General features: G+C 61.6%; 14 protein-coding genes. 7 read left to right on the forward strand and 7 right to left on the reverse strand.

The window, feature by feature from the left end; genetic code table 11:
* Positions 1–9: 9 nt before the first annotated feature.
* Complete coding sequence (locus G8767_RS01330) at positions 10–786, reverse strand: SDR family NAD(P)-dependent oxidoreductase (protein ID WP_166809126.1); 777 nt, start codon at positions 784–786, stop codon at positions 10–12.
* The gene (locus tag G8767_RS01335; RefSeq protein ID WP_166809127.1) at positions 783–1421 is read right to left on the reverse strand and encodes a hypothetical protein; all 639 of its coding nucleotides are present in this window, start codon (positions 1419–1421) and stop codon (positions 783–785) included. Before G8767_RS01335 ends, G8767_RS01330 begins: the two co-directional genes overlap by 4 nt.
* Before the next feature lie 188 nt (positions 1422–1609).
* Here G8767_RS01335 and G8767_RS01340 point away from each other — a divergent pair, with 188 nt between their 5' ends.
* Complete coding sequence (locus tag G8767_RS01340) at positions 1610–2521, forward strand: LysR family transcriptional regulator (protein WP_166809128.1); 912 nt, start codon at positions 1610–1612, stop codon at positions 2519–2521.
* A gap of 16 nt (positions 2522–2537) precedes the next feature.
* On the opposite strand, the gene G8767_RS36500 is transcribed toward G8767_RS01340, so the two are convergent.
* Positions 2538–3392: an AraC family transcriptional regulator gene (locus G8767_RS36500; RefSeq protein WP_166809129.1), complete on the reverse strand. Its 855-nt coding sequence runs from the start codon at positions 3390–3392 to the stop codon at positions 2538–2540.
* A gap of 21 nt (positions 3393–3413) precedes the next feature.
* A complete protein-coding gene (locus tag G8767_RS01350; protein WP_166809130.1) occupies positions 3414–4316 on the reverse strand; it encodes a siderophore-interacting protein in 903 nt (300 codons plus the stop codon).
* Positions 4317–4457: 141 nt separating this feature from the next.
* Here G8767_RS01350 and G8767_RS01355 point away from each other — a divergent pair, with 141 nt between their 5' ends.
* From G8767_RS01355 to G8767_RS01370, 4 genes are read left to right on the forward strand one after another with little or no spacing between them, the layout of a single operon-like run.
* Entirely contained in the window at positions 4458–5489 is a 1032-nt protein-coding gene (locus G8767_RS01355) for a hypothetical protein (RefSeq protein WP_166809131.1), read from the forward strand.
* A gap of 5 nt (positions 5490–5494) precedes the next feature.
* Positions 5495–6481, forward strand: a complete 987-nt coding sequence (locus G8767_RS01360; RefSeq protein ID WP_166809132.1) for a hypothetical protein — start codon at positions 5495–5497, stop codon at positions 6479–6481.
* Positions 6482–6493: 12 nt separating this feature from the next.
* On the forward strand, positions 6494–7780 hold the full coding sequence (locus G8767_RS01365; protein ID WP_166809133.1) for an adenylosuccinate synthetase: 1287 nt from the start codon (positions 6494–6496) through the stop codon (positions 7778–7780).
* Positions 7777–8427, forward strand: coding sequence for an NUDIX hydrolase (locus tag G8767_RS01370; RefSeq protein WP_166809134.1), 651 nt, complete (start codon positions 7777–7779; stop codon positions 8425–8427). The genes G8767_RS01365 and G8767_RS01370 overlap by 4 nt, the downstream gene beginning before the upstream one ends.
* 6 nt (positions 8428–8433) lie before the next feature.
* On the opposite strand, the gene hppD is transcribed toward G8767_RS01370, so the two are convergent.
* On the reverse strand, positions 8434–9639 hold the full coding sequence (hppD, locus tag G8767_RS01375) for a 4-hydroxyphenylpyruvate dioxygenase (RefSeq protein WP_166809135.1): 1206 nt from the start codon (positions 9637–9639) through the stop codon (positions 8434–8436).
* Positions 9640–9834: 195 nt separating this feature from the next.
* Here hppD and G8767_RS01380 point away from each other — a divergent pair, with 195 nt between their 5' ends.
* A complete protein-coding gene (locus tag G8767_RS01380) occupies positions 9835–10347 on the forward strand; it encodes an Lrp/AsnC family transcriptional regulator (RefSeq protein WP_124567838.1) in 513 nt (170 codons plus the stop codon).
* On the opposite strand, the gene G8767_RS01385 is transcribed toward G8767_RS01380, so the two are convergent.
* Positions 10335–11879 (reverse strand): MFS transporter, encoded by a 1545-nt coding sequence (locus G8767_RS01385; RefSeq protein WP_166809136.1) that lies wholly within the window; start codon positions 11877–11879, stop codon positions 10335–10337. The genes G8767_RS01380 and G8767_RS01385 overlap by 13 nt on opposite strands.
* A gap of 68 nt (positions 11880–11947) precedes the next feature.
* Here G8767_RS01385 and G8767_RS01390 point away from each other — a divergent pair, with 68 nt between their 5' ends.
* A complete protein-coding gene (locus G8767_RS01390) occupies positions 11948–12601 on the forward strand; it encodes a TetR/AcrR family transcriptional regulator (RefSeq protein WP_166809470.1) in 654 nt (217 codons plus the stop codon).
* 3 nt (positions 12602–12604) lie between these two features.
* Here the strand turns inward: G8767_RS01390 and G8767_RS01395 are convergent, their stop codons facing one another.
* Positions 12605–13750, reverse strand: coding sequence for an adenylate/guanylate cyclase domain-containing protein (locus G8767_RS01395; RefSeq protein ID WP_095968505.1), 1146 nt, complete (start codon positions 13748–13750; stop codon positions 12605–12607).
* Between the last annotated feature and the right edge of the window lie 86 nt (positions 13751–13836).

A 13836-nucleotide genomic window follows, 5' to 3' on the forward strand; every position in this document is an offset into this window, starting at 1 on the left:
TCTACCCGATCAGGTCATCACGGCGCCGCCGTCGACGGCAATCGTCTGCCCGGTGACGTTGCGAGCCTTGTCGCTGAGCAAGAACGCGACCATCTCGGCGATGTCTCCGGGTGTCTGAGCTCGACCCATCGGAACCATCTGGGCGACAAAAGAATCGAAGACGTCGGAATCGGAGACATCTGCGAGCGAGGGATCGCGTCGACGCAGTTCCTTGATGGTCCGCAACCACATGTCGGTGAGGATCAGTCCGGGCATGACGGTGTTCGAACGGAGTCCTCGGGTCGCGCCGATCCGGGCGACACTGTGACTCATCTCGATCACCGCGGCCTTCGACGGTCCGTAGTGCGCGAGCATGTCACCGCCCAAGCGGGCGCCGATCGACGCGATGTTGACGATCGCTGCGGGACCCTCGGTTCTACTCACGAATTCTCGGCACATCAGGAAGCTGCCCTTGGTGTTCACCGCAAAGGTGTTGTCCCACTGGTCTTCGGTGATTTCGAGAAACGGAGTGAAGACGCCGATACCGGCACCGTTGACGAGTGCTGCCGGTCTGCCGATCGACGCAGCCACGTCGAACGCGTTCTTGACGTCGCCTTCACGTCGAACGTCGCATCGTGCCGTGTGAACCTCTACGCCAAGGCTTTCCAGGCGTGCTGCGGTGTCGGCGAGCGCCGCCTCTTCGATGTCGAGGAGAAGCAGGGTGCCGAAGTCCTCGGCAAGGCGCTCGGCAATGGCGGCACCCAACCCGGCTGCGGCGCCGGTGACGATCGCTACCGGCGCGCTCACGGCAGATGCGTTTCGAGCAGTGGTGCAAGCAGTTCGGCCGCGCGCGCTGCCGTGATGACTTCGCTCGGGTCCACCTTGGTCACCACTTTCGAGGCAGAATCTTCGTAGACGTGCTCACCGATGAGTCGACCCTGCTCGTCATATGGCCAGACGAATGCCAAGGTCCGACGTACGAGGTACCAACCGTCGGGGTCGATGTCCGACGACTGTTCGAGGACGGTGGGCGTGGATCCACCCGATTCGTGCACAGCGCCGAACACCCCGTCTCCGAGGATCGAACCGGGGACGAACTGACTGAAGAGGGTCTCGCCGGAGAACCCACTGTCGGATACGGCGAAGTCGGACTTGCCGGTCCACATGACAAGGGTGTCCGTCTCGGCGAGCGACTGGTAGAAGGTGGTGACGGCGTCCATGCCGTCCAGAACAATCGACTGCCCGTCTTCGAACAACCGGTAAACGGGTTCTTCGACGGTCATGTCGGGCGAGAGGATTTCCTTGTAACGACCGGAGACCTCGAGCAACGCGTGGCGTCGGTAGTTGCGGAGGATCTTCTGGTGCCGTGGATTGTCGATGGTTTCCAATTGCTTTTCGACGCCATCCATCATGTGCACGAATTCGTGCTCGTACTTGCTCATCACATCTCCTGGTTTCGCAGATTCGGCGGGCTGTCCGGATCTGCGACAACTGTGACCCGGCGAGGCATTCGTTGTACATGTAGAACTTCGTTCGAAAATTGCCAGTTTGCTTAACGTCGCTGTTCAGATACCGTGATGGTCATCACTTCGTGGGGCTACAGCGGCCGTAAACAACCGAATGGACGGTAATGAAAAAGGCGCGAAGAGGTGAGGATCTGAACCTGCGGTTGGTGTCCTCGTTGCTCGTCGTCGTGGCGGAAGGGCACTTCGGACGAGCGGCAGACCGGTTGTTCGTCACGGCGCCTGCTCTCAGTCAGCAGATTCGTCGACTCGAGGAGCAGGTGGGAGTCGAGTTGGTCGATCGCAGTTCGCACCCGGTGGTGCTCACCGCCGCGGGTGAGGTGTTCGTCGCGGATGCGCGGCCCGCGCTCGAGTTCGCCGTTCGCGCGATGAACGGGCTCGATGCACTCGAGCGTCGGCGGGCCAGGCGGTTGCGGATCGGATTCATCAACGGGGCTGCCGGAAGTTTGGGGCGTGCGGTGATCGATTCGTTGCATGCGGAGGTGGAGCTGGTCCAATTGGATTGGTCCCAACAGGTTTCCGCGGTGGCGAGCGCGACCGTCGATGCCGCCTTCGTGCGGCCGCCACTGCCGGTGCTCGACGGTGTGGTGCTCGAACGGATAGGCGTCGAACCGCGGGTGGCGGCGTTGCCTCGAGGACACCGACTGGCGGGTCGTACGAGCATCGAGATTTCTGAAATAGATGGGATGGTGCAGGTTTCGAGTGACGGTGCACCACTCGAATGGGTGAAATGGTGGTCGGTGGACCCGCGCCCGAGTGGTGTACCCGTCCGGTACGGTCCCTCGGTCCGCACGATGGACGAAGCGCTCGAGGTCGTCGCCAACGGTCGAGCGGTGGTCATAACGGCAGCAACCATTGCCGAGTACTACACCCGCTCGGATGTCAGTTTCGTGCGAATCTCCGACATCGAGCAGTGTTCGATCGATCTGTGTACTCGTGAGGGGGACACTGGTCCGGCGGTGTTCGAGCTACGCAAAGCCGTAGCCGCCCTGGGCCTCGGCAGGACGACGAGCGAGTGACCGAAAGGTGGAGTGATCAGCGAAACCGTTCGCGATACTGGTTCGGGCTGCACTGCCACCGGGATCGGAACCTACGCGCTGCGTGGCCGGGATCGTGCCATCCGACGGCGCGGGCAGCCCCGGAAATGCTGAGTTCTGTTGTGCGCAAGAGAGATGCGAGACGTTCGACGCGCAATGTCTGCAGATAGGACATCGGACTGGAGCCGGTGTCGGCAACGAACACGCGGCTCAATTGTGAAGGCGAGAGGGCGACCTCCGCGGCCAGCGAACCCAGAGTCCAGGGATGATCGAGGTTATTGCTCATCAACTCCACAGCCAGTTCGACCGTTGCACGGTAGCCGCGTTCTTCACGGCTATTCACCGTGTCGGAGACGAGAGGCTCGAGCACGGAGAACGCTGCGAACAGCAGGGCATACTGCTCGAAAATTCCGATCCCGAGATCTCGGGATCGGCCCGTGCCTGCTGCGAGTTCGTCGAAGAGTTCGGCCAGTTGCGCGGTGCGGTCGTCGGCATCGAGGATGAGAACAGGGCGAGGCGCGCGCGACTGCGGAGAAAACGCGGCACCCCAGCCCGGAACTCTCGTGATCCAGGACAACTCGTCGACGAACAGCGTCGGATCCAGGAAAACATTGGTGGTCAGCAGGCATTTCAATTCGAGGCTGTGGCGTGTGCCGGGAGTGAGGATCAACACGTGACCTGAACGAATATCCGTCACATCGTCTGCGCTGCGCTGGACTGCTCGGCCATCTCGTACGAGAGCCAATTCCACCACGTCGTGGCTGTGTACTTCCACGTCGTTGTCGAGGCGAAGATGCTCGGCGCGCACTCGGCGACGGGAACGCTCCGTGGTGTTCGTCGGCGTGACGCCCACGTTTCCCTCCTCCCTTGCAGTTCACGGCTTCGTCGATAGGAACTCCACATCGTCGACTGTCAGTTCGTCCAGTTCCTGAGGCGTCAGGTTCCGGCCTTCGGCGACCGCCGCGTGCATACGGGCGAAGACGTCGTCGGCCACCTCGTCGGCGTCGGCTTTGCGTTTCCAGTATCCAACGATATGCGAGTTCATCGGGGAGTAGCCGATGTCCACGCGGAGGAGGTGACGGACTCCGCGGAGCGAGCTGGCTTCTCCCGCGGCCCAGACGTAGTCAGGCTGATGTGCCGACAACGCCTGACGGAGCTCTTCGATCATCGTCTCTTCGTCGGACCCGTGGATCCACCGAGCGCGACCGTCGGCGGCCGCTTCCAACGGAATCTCATTCTCCGGGCTGTCGGTGATCAGGAGCGTGATCGCTTCCTGATCGGTAGTGAGAGACTCCAAGATCGTCATGATCGCGGGGAGCGCGGACACGTCACCGAGCAGCAGCAGGGAACGCGCCAGCTCCGGGAGTGGTTGGTTCCCTACAGCATTGGTCAGTCCGACAACGTCGCCGGGAACGGCGTTCGTGACCCACCTGCCTGCCGGCCCGTCGCTGTGGACGACGAAATCGATGTCGACCTCACACAGTTCCCGGCGGTGTGCGCGGATCGTGTACGTCCGCACTATCGGCTTGGGTGCGTCGTCGGGGTACTCGAAACCGTGTACCCCGACGGTCGGAATCGTCAGTTCTCGGGCGGCTGCGGAATGGTCGGCGTCATCGGGCAGAAAGACCTTCACCTTCGGAGCGATGCCGACGCAGTCGTAATCGCGGAGTTCGCCGAACGTCACTCGAACGAAATGAGGCCCTATCTCTCTTTTCCTTGTGACGACAGCGCGATGGGTGGTGAATCGGGGGCGGATGGCCGTTTGCGTGTCCTGCATGTGATGCTCCTTGGAAGCAATCGAAGTTAGGTATACCTATCTTCAAGCGAGACCGGTCTCGATGGTGAGGATGCAATGCGCATCTACCGGGATGAAATACGCATTGTTGCCGCATTCGTTTTAGTCAGTTAGACTAAAACCATGAAAACGACGCGCACTGCACTCGAAACGGTCGAGACGGCAAAGGTTTCGGCTGATGTGTTCGGGGGAGTCCCCAGTGATCTCGACTCCCGCCGCGCTGCAAAGCGCCGTTTTCATCGGCTCGCCTCTGCCATCCATCCGGACCGGGCGAAGCCCGAAGATCGGGTGCGGTACTCGGCGGCAACATCTCGGTTGAACGAGCTCTACCGGAGTTGGTCGGCAGAGTTCGAGTCCGCAGATTCTCGTCCCGTATATGTAGGCGAGCGGGGAGAGTATTCGTTAGGTGGATTGGTAGCCCGCGGCTCGGTCGCCAACCTGTACCGGTCCGATGCCGGTGTCGTACTCAAGATTCCGCGAAACCCTCGGGCGAACTCGATGATCGAGGCCGAACGGAATGTGTTGACGGACATCGAGAATTCATGCGAAGCCGGTTGGGCAGCGCCGTACTTCCCGCGGTTGATCGACCGAATCACTCATGTGGACGCCGGCGCGCAACGCCAGATCGACGTGCTGGACGATCTGACCGAAGGTTTCGTGAGCCTCGCCGACGTTCGTGAGGCGTATCCAGGGGGCCTCGATCCACGTGACTGGGCGTGGATGCATCGACGGCTGCTTCGGGCTCTGGCAGCGGCGCATGCGACTGGTTGGGTGCACACCGCGATCACTGCGGAGAACGTGCTGATCGAGCCTGATCGGCACGGGGTGGTGCTGGTCGGGTGGTCCTTTGCCACCCGCACCGGCAGCCGCCCGGTGGCGACGATCGGTTCCGATCGCGATTCCTACCCAAGGGAAGTCGGCGAAACAGCGTCTCCCGCGTGGGACGTTTACATGGCTCATCGCTTGATGCTGCGAATGCTGGGCGAGCAGGCTCACGAGAGAATGAAGGCTTTTGCTCGGGGCTGCCTGCAGGGCAACCCGAGACTGCGTCCCGACGCGGTCGACCTACTTGACGAGTTCGACGAACTCCTCGATCTTCTCTACGGCCGGCGGATATTTCGTCCGTTCGCCGTCCCCTCCACGAAAGGACAGTGATCATCATGGGCTACGGATACTGGGATGACAACACCTATTTGGCGGGCAAGACTTTCCGTGCCGCGCGCGGTGTCGACGACTTCGGCTACACCGATTCGCTTCGGTCGCGTCCGCGAAGCAGTTGGAAAGCGGACCCGACCCTCGACCCCTTCGGCGTCGACAAGCGTGAATGCCGAGATTCGGACGGACACCCCGATTCTCTGCCGATAGCAGTGCTTTTCGATGTCACCGGTTCGATGGGTGCTGTCCCCCGCATCATGCAGGACAAGCTCGGGAAGCTGCACGGCCTGCTCCAACGGAAGGGATATGCGGATGATCCGCAGATTCTGTTCGGCGGTATCGGCGACGCAGATTCCGACCGGGTGCCGCTTCAAGTCGGACAGTTCGAGTCGGGAAACGCGATGGACGAACAGTTACGCACCATTTTTCTCGAAGGTAACGGAGGCGGTCAGAAATCGGAAAGCTATGAATTGGCGGCATATTTCATGGCGCGTCACACGAGTACCGACGCCTGGGAGAAGCGGGGACGGAAAGGCTACCTCTTCATCATCGGCGACGAGTTGAACAAGCCGAGACTCTCGGCTCGTCATATCCGTTCAGTGATCGGTGACAAGGTTCGTCAGGACGTATCGGTGCCGTCGATCTACCGTGAACTCGAAGAACGGTGGAATGTCTACTACGTGTTGCCCGATCAGTCGTCGTACTTCAATGATCCGGAAATCGCCGATCACTGGAGGGAGTTGCTCGGTGAGCGGTTCGTGAAACTCGACAACCCTGCTGCAGTATGCGAACTGATAGCGCTGACGGTCGGAATCGGCGAGGACCGTATCGACCTGCGTGACGGGCTGGCGGATCTCCGCGACATCGGTTCCAGGGCTGAAGCCGAGACCGTCGGAAAGGCTCTGGCTTGGATTCCGAGTCGCAATCCTGCAACGGTGGCCGGGTTGCCCCGCGACCTCGGAACGAGCACTGACGATGTCGATTTCACTTGAGAGGAGAACATGATGGAGCCGTTCGAAGACCGCGACATCGTCGTCGTAGACCTCGGGTTCGGAGATGCAGGGAAGGGAGCAACCGTCGATTGGCTGTGCTCCGATCAAGCCGACCTGGATGTGGCCGCAGTGGTCCGCTTCAACGGTGGGGCACAGGCAGCGCACAACGTAACGGTCGGCGAGCGGCACCACACGTTTTCGCAGTTCGGTTCGGGCACGCTGTCCGGCGTCCCGACGTTTCTCTCGAGATTCGTGTTGGTCGAGCCCATCGCGCTCGCCCGGGAGGCGCGTGCTCTGGAAGCGCTCGGAGTTCGAAACCCGTTCGATCTGATACGGATCGACGCGCGCGCATTGTTGACGACACCGATTCACGTGGCCGCCAACAGGGCCCGCGAGGATGCTCGCGGCGGTAACCGACACGGCTCGTGTGGAAAGGGGATCGGTGAGACTGCGGCGTATGCGCTCGAAGTTGCGAATGCGCCTACGGTGGGGGACTGCCTTCGGCCGGACTCCTTGCGTCGTAAGTTGTCGGCGTTGGCCACATTCCACGATCCGATGATCGCGGAGAGTCGCCACGGTTTTCCGCCGATCGACGACATGGTTGACATGTATACGGAATTCGCTGCGGTCGTGGACATCACCGGTCCGGATGCTTTGGGTGCGATCGGTGCTGATGGCCGATTGGTGTTCGAGGGGGCACAAGGTGTCCTTCTCGACGAGTGGCGGGGCTTTCACCCACACACCACATGGTCGACGGTCGAGCCGTCGAATGCGCGAGCAATGATCGACCAGTTGGGCCGGGGCAGTTACATACTCGGTGTCACCCGCACCTACATGACACGGCACGGAGCTGGGCCCTTCCCGACCGAGGATCCAGCGCTGGCGAAGGTCTTGCCCGAGGAGCACAACGGCACCGGCGAGTATCAAGGTGAGTTTCGGATCGGGCACCTCGACGAGTTGTTGTTGCGCTACGCAATCGAGGTCAGCGGTGGCGTCGACGGATTGGCGCTGACGCACCTCGATGCGATGGATCGTGGCCTGACGGCAGGCATCCCGATCCACGGGGTGCAGGAATACGAGGGGTGGCGATCCCTCCCGGTCGGACAGTGGAAGGATCTCGATCACCAACAGGCACTGACAGATGCCTTGCAGGCCGTAGCGGTTGTGCCGAAGGGTATTCCGACTGACAGGGAGGGCTTCGCCGGTTACCTGGGTCAGGAAATGGGAGTTCCGGTGGTTCTGACTGCCGACGGCCCTGACCGGGCCGATCGTCGTGAGTGGAGCCCTGTGCCTGCATGATGGATGGTGTGGACCAGTCTCTCGTCTCGATCGACGTCATCGCTCTGCGGTTCGGTAACCCGGAGCCGGGGCAACTGCGATTTGCCGTCACGCCGCGGCAAGCAGAGCCGTACACCGGGCAGTTGGCGCTGCCCGGTGTACTTCTCGGTGCCGGTGAGAGATTGCAGGATGCCGCCAGGCGAGCGGTGACCACCAAACTCGGAATTCCCGAAGAGAAGATCCTGGCCGGTGGACAACTGACCGTGTTCGACGAGCCCAATCGCGACCCTCGTGGTCCGACGCTCTCGGTGACCATGTGGGCAGTGATCTCGTCTGACGAGGTGCCGGGTTCAGCCGAATGGGTGAGCTGGGACAACCCGGGGGACCTTGCGTTCGACCACAATCGGATAGTCGCCGATACTCGCCCCATCCTTGCGGACACCCTCTTGTGGCGAGATCAGGCATTCACACGAGCGCTGCTGGGACCGTCGTTTCCGGCGTCGTACGCCTTGGCCGTGGCGGAGGAGCTTTCCGGTGTGCGTCCGGATCCGGGCAACTTGAACCGCACACTCAAATCGCTGCCCGGACTGGAACGAACCGACGAACGAGTCCGGGTCAGCGCCACCGGGCGACCCGCGGTGGTCTGGGCTTGGACCGAAAACAGCTGACCTACCTCAGAAGTTGCCCCGCGCAGCCTGCTCACGCTCGATCGCTTCGAACAGGGCCTTGAAGTTTCCCAGCCCGAATCCCAGCGATCCGTGGCGCTCGATGATCTCGAAGAACACGGTGGGCCGATCACCGATCGGCTTGGTGAAGATCTGTAGAAGATAGCCGTCTTCGTCGCGGTCGACCAAGATGCCTCGCTTCTGCAATTCCTCGATCGGGACTCGAACCTCGCCGATGCGCGCTCGGAGTTCGGGATCCTCGTAATACGAAGCAGGAGTGGAGAGAAACTCGATTCCTTCGTCGACCAGAGCGTCCACCGCTGCGAGAATGTCGTTGGTCGCAAGTGCAAGATGCTGAGCGCCTGGGCCTTGGTAGAACTCGAGGTATTCGTCGATCTGTGACCGCTTCTTCGCGACAGCAGGTTCGTTGAGCGGGAACTTGACTCGGTGATTTCCGCTCGAGACGACCTTGCTCATCAGTGCCGAGTAGTCGGTCGCGATGTCGCCGCCTACGAACTCGGCCATGTTGGTGAATCCCATGACTCGGTTGTAGAAGTCGACCCACTGGTCCATCTTGCCCAGTTCGACGTTTCCGACGACGTGGTCGAGGGCCTGGAAGATTCGTTTCGGTGCGCCGTCACGCTTGCGGTACGACGACGTCCGTTCGACATAGCCCGGGAGGTAAGGGCCGGTGTAGCGGGAACGGTCGACGAGGGTGTGCCGAGTCTCGCCGTACGTCGCGATGGTGGCCAGGCGGACGGTGCCGTGCTCGTCGGTGATGTCGTGCGGTTCACTCAACACCGTCGCACCTTGGGTGATGGCGTGCCCGATGCACTTGTCCACGTCGGGGACGCTGAGCGCGATGTCGCGAATGCCGTCACCGTGACGGCTGTGATGTTCGATCAGCGGACTAGCCGGATCCACAGCGCCCTTGACGACAAACCGGACTGCCCCGCTCTTGAGTACAAACGCGTGGTGGTCGCGGTTTCCGGTCGACGGACCTGAATAGGCCACCAATTCCATGCCGAACGCAGACTGGAAGAAATGCGAAGTCTGCGTGGCGTTTCCGACGATCCATTCGAGTCCGTCCCACCCGCTCACGGGGAAGGGATCGTGATCGCTGTCGTACTCGACCAAGCCGACCAACTGGCGCAATTGCTCCAGATCCAGGCCGGCCAACTGTTCGTCGTCGGTGAGAGTCTGTTCGACGGTCATGATGAGTCCCCTCTGAGTGCGATGTACACAGCGCGGTGCTCGAGTTATGTTCGGCACTGCCAGTACAAACAGATAAGTCCTTCCAAGGTTGGGTAGTCAACGGAGGTAGTTGAAAGTAGACACAGCGCCGGAATCCGAAGACAGCGGCATGGTTTTGTAGGCAGTTTGCATAGTTGATTGGCGAGTGGAGCAGACGTGAATCTCGACGCAGTGGATCTGGCTCTGTTGGACGCGATGAACAAGCACCCGAGAGCCGGTGCGTTGGAGCTTTCGCGTCAGGTCAAGGTTGCCCGGGCGACGGTGCAGGCGAGATTGAAAAGGATGGAAGACGCGGGCGTCATCGCCGGATACGCGCCGCACGTCAATTTGGCTGCAGCGGGTTTCGGAGTGCAAGCATTCGTGACTCTGCAGATCGCCCAAGGGGCGCTCGACACCGTCACAGCGGAACTCGAGGCAATCCCCGGTGTGCTCGAAGCCTTTGCCACTACCGGTTCCGGCGACGTGCTGTGCAGGATTGCCGCTGCGTCGCACGAGGATTTGCAAGCGACGCTGCTCGAACTGAATCGGTCGGGGATAGCCACCCGGTCGACCAGCGTCATGGTTCTCTCGGTGGTGGTACCGCTCCGGTCGATGCCCCTGCTGCAGACGTTGCAGTCCAAGCAGGCGACCAAGGCTCCGGCGTATCGACGCGACGGTCAGTCTCGCTGACGACCCGGAGCCCAGAATCCCAGAACGATCGCGGATACCCACATGATCGCGGCGAGCGTGAGTGCTCCTTGATCCATGCCCTTGATGAAGGCTTCACGGGCGAATTCGGCCAACTGGGCACCCTGCGGCCCGGCTGCTTCGGCAACGTGGAGAGCAGCGGCCAGAGAGCCGGATACCGGTTCCTTGGCAGGTTCGGGTAGCAATTCGACCGCGGGTCGAACATGATTGCCGTAGCCGGCGGCGAGGATACTTCCCGCCAGTGCAACGCCGATGGCAGAGCCGATTTCACGGGTTGCGTCGTTGACTGCTGATGCAACACCCTGTTTGGAGTCCGGTGCGTTGGAGACGATGGCAGCAGTGGCGGGGGTTGTCGACAAGCCCAATCCAATAGCGGCTACTACCAAGGGGGCACAGACTTCGGCATAGGTCGAACTGGCGTCCAAGCGCGTCAAGAGTGCAATTCCGGTTCCGAGGAAGGCGACGCCGGTTGCGGTGAGGGCGCGAAGGCCGATGCGCGGAATCAGTAGGGGCGCAACCACGGACAGCGCCATCACCGGCACGGCGATCGGCATGAGGGCGAGCGCCGATTGCAGTGGGGAGTAGTCGAGCACCAGTTGGAGATACTGCACGATCAGGAAGAACAAGCCGAAAGTCGCGAGGAATTGCAGGGTCAGTGACGCTGCGCCGCTGCCGAATGCGCGATTGGCGAACAGTCTCACGTCCAGAAGTGGATGGCGAGTACGTAATTCGACCCAGCTGAATACCGCGGCCATGGCAATTCCGCCGACCAGCAACGCGAGAACCACCGGATCGAGCCAACCGCGGGCGGGTGCCTCGATCATCCCCAGGACGAACAGTCCGATCGAGCCGGCGATCAGCGCTGTACCAGGTAGATCGAGGGGAGCTGCCTCCGCGTCTTTCGATGTCACGATCGTGAACGACACCACGAGGATCAGGACGGAGACGACGGCCAGGCTGACGAAAATCGAATGCCAGGACCACTTTTCGAGGAGCAGTCCGGAGACGACGAGTCCGGCGATTGCACCGGACCCTGCGACGCCGGACCAGACTCCGACGGCGCGGGCACGCTGCGCCGGCGGGAAACCTGCAGTGAGCAGAGACAACGTCGCCGGCATGACAAACGCGGCGCCGACGCCGGAGATCACGCGGGAGACGATGATCCACGACGGCTCGTCCGCGAAGACCGGAATCGACGAACCGGCAGCGAAAACAAGTAGTCCGAACATGAGCAGTTCGCGTCGACCGTAGCGATCGCCGAGTGCGCCCGCCGGCAACAGGAGGCAAGCCAGTGTGAGCGTGTACCCGTCCACGATCCACGTGAGCTGGCTCTGTGTTGCTCCGGTATCGCGGGCCAGGTCGGGAAGGGCCGTGTTGAGTGCGGCCATTGCCGCGACGACCAGTGCGACAGCGCAGCATGCGACCGTCAGCATCCAGATCTGTCGGATGGTCCACGTCGACTGTTCGAGCGTCGTATCGCTACTCACGAAACCTCCCGATAGAAACAAGACCATCAGTATCGTTACAAGAACGGCAGTTCCACAACCCCCAAGTGGGTATAACTGAAGTTGTGACGGTGGGAATCGACAAGCAGGGAATCGACAAGCAGGGAATCGATCAGCAGGGAAACGACGAGGACCCGCGCAAACAGCGCTCCAGGTCGAGGTTGCTCGACGCAGCGACCACGCTGCTGGCAGAAGGCGGCGTCGACGCCGTGACGATCGATGCCGTCACCAAGTTGGCCAACGTCGCGCGTGCGACGTTGTATCGGCATTTCGACAGCGGCACGGAGTTACTCGCCGCGGCATTTGCACGTCTACTACCGCCGGTGCCGGAGATGTCCGGTGAAGGCGATCTCCGCGCGCAATTGCGCGAGTTGTTGACCAGTCAGGCCAAGGCCATCGAAAGCGCACCGATCCAGGTGACGGCGATGTGCTGGCTCGGCTTGGGACCGGAGCTGAAGGGTTACTCGAGCGTCGATGCCCTGTCCACGGACAAGCCCGAATTGCGATCGCTGCGCCAGACGGTTTTCGAGCAGTACCGTCACGCGTTCGATCGGATCCTGCGCTCGCCGGACGCGATCGACGCGTTGGGGGAGTACGACTACGACGTCGCACTTGCTCAGTTGGTGGGACCTTTGGTGCTCACCAAGCTGGCCACGCTGACGCCTCTCGGGGAGGCTGCGTGTGAGCAGATCGTGGATGACTTTCTGGCTGCACGCGGAGTGTCGAGCTGACGCTCACGGCTCCAGATTGCGTCGAAGGACGTACTGTTCGAGCCTGTCGATTCCGCGTACTCGTCGCGGACGGAGGTGTCGCAGTTTGAAATTGGCGTCCGAGCCGAGCTGGGTGGCCAGCTCGGAGTCGATCAGCACAGTGCCGGGGCGAGCGGAGCTGGTGAGGCGCGCGGCCTTGTTGACCACCGAACCGTAGAGATCTCCGAAGCGAACCAACGTCGGCCCCATGGCCAGACCCACCCGAAGCTGTGGATCGTCGTGATCGGCGAGGACCGCCTGCTGGATCTGCAAGGCGATCTCGGCGGCGTAGTGGGGGCTCTCGGCGGCGAACATGACCTCGTCACCGACGGTCTTGACCACCCATCCGTAGTTGCGACCGATGATTTCGGTGGACGCGGACTCGAACCGCTCGAGCAGATCGTTGAGTTCGGCGGAGTCGAGGCCGCGGGTCAGCGAGGTGTACCCGACGATGTCGGCGAAACCCACTACCAGAACACGACTCGCTACTTCTTCGCCCGGGTTTCCGACGTTGCGGCCCGTCGAGGACGCGACGTGGCGCTTCCAGACGTACGTCTGCAGAGATTCGACAGCGGGAATGATCTCGGCGCCGAGGCGCAGAACGATCTTCCGGATCGCTTCGGGCTCGTGATCTGCCGAGTCGGCGAGCTGGTCGATGATGTGTGTGCTGATCAGCGAGACCTGCCACTCGGCCAACCTCGACATCGACTGCCCGAGTGAGCGTGCGGCAGCCACCTCACTGCTCTGCGAGATGACTCCTCGATTGACCATGTCGATAATCGTCTTGAGGGCGTCGGCGTCTTGCTGGGTGAACATGACGGCGTCGGGATCCTCGTCGACGGCAAAGCCCATCGCGACCCACAAACGATCGGCACGCTCGCGTGTCACACCGGCGAATTCTGCGATCTGTGACTGAGTGAAACAACGGGGCCCGCCGAGGAGAGACTCTTCGATGTCGGCTTGAATCCGGCTGAGCAGATGAGCATCGACGTCGACCGGATCAGCAGTGTGATGTTCGGCAGCGTGAGATTCAGCAGGGGCGGGTTCGGTGACCTCGTCGATCCACTCTGACTCCGAACTGCTCACCGTGCTCCTTCTTGCCGCAACGAATTTCTGTCCACCATCTTCCACGCGGTGCCCCGAGAACAGTACTGAATTGGCCGAACCGCCTACGGATCCTCGGGGTCAGGCGGGCGGTGAGAGTCAACACGTCGGTG

This window comes from Rhodococcus sp. IC4_135 (genome assembly GCF_011602025.1).
GTDB lineage: Bacteria > Actinomycetota > Actinomycetes > Mycobacteriales > Mycobacteriaceae > Rhodococcus_F > Rhodococcus_F baikonurensis.

Coding starts and splice junctions, on each gene's coding strand:
- G8767_RS01350 (WP_166809130.1), bottom strand. CDS start 4,316: ATGCAGGACACGCAAACGGCCATCCGCCCCCGATTCACCACCCATCGC.
- G8767_RS01370 (WP_166809134.1), top strand. CDS start 7,777: ATGATGGATGGTGTGGACCAGTCTCTCGTCTCGATCGACGTCATCGCT.
- G8767_RS01355 (WP_166809131.1), top strand. CDS start 4,458: ATGAAAACGACGCGCACTGCACTCGAAACGGTCGAGACGGCAAAGGTT.
- G8767_RS01335 (WP_166809127.1), bottom strand. CDS start 1,421: ATGAGCAAGTACGAGCACGAATTCGTGCACATGATGGATGGCGTCGAA.
- G8767_RS01360 (WP_166809132.1), top strand. CDS start 5,495: ATGGGCTACGGATACTGGGATGACAACACCTATTTGGCGGGCAAGACT.
- G8767_RS01365 (WP_166809133.1), top strand. CDS start 6,494: ATGGAGCCGTTCGAAGACCGCGACATCGTCGTCGTAGACCTCGGGTTC.
- G8767_RS01340 (WP_166809128.1), top strand. CDS start 1,610: ATGAAAAAGGCGCGAAGAGGTGAGGATCTGAACCTGCGGTTGGTGTCC.
- hppD (WP_166809135.1), bottom strand. CDS start 9,639: ATGACCGTCGAACAGACTCTCACCGACGACGAACAGTTGGCCGGCCTG.
- G8767_RS01385 (WP_166809136.1), bottom strand. CDS start 11,879: ATGGTCTTGTTTCTATCGGGAGGTTTCGTGAGTAGCGATACGACGCTC.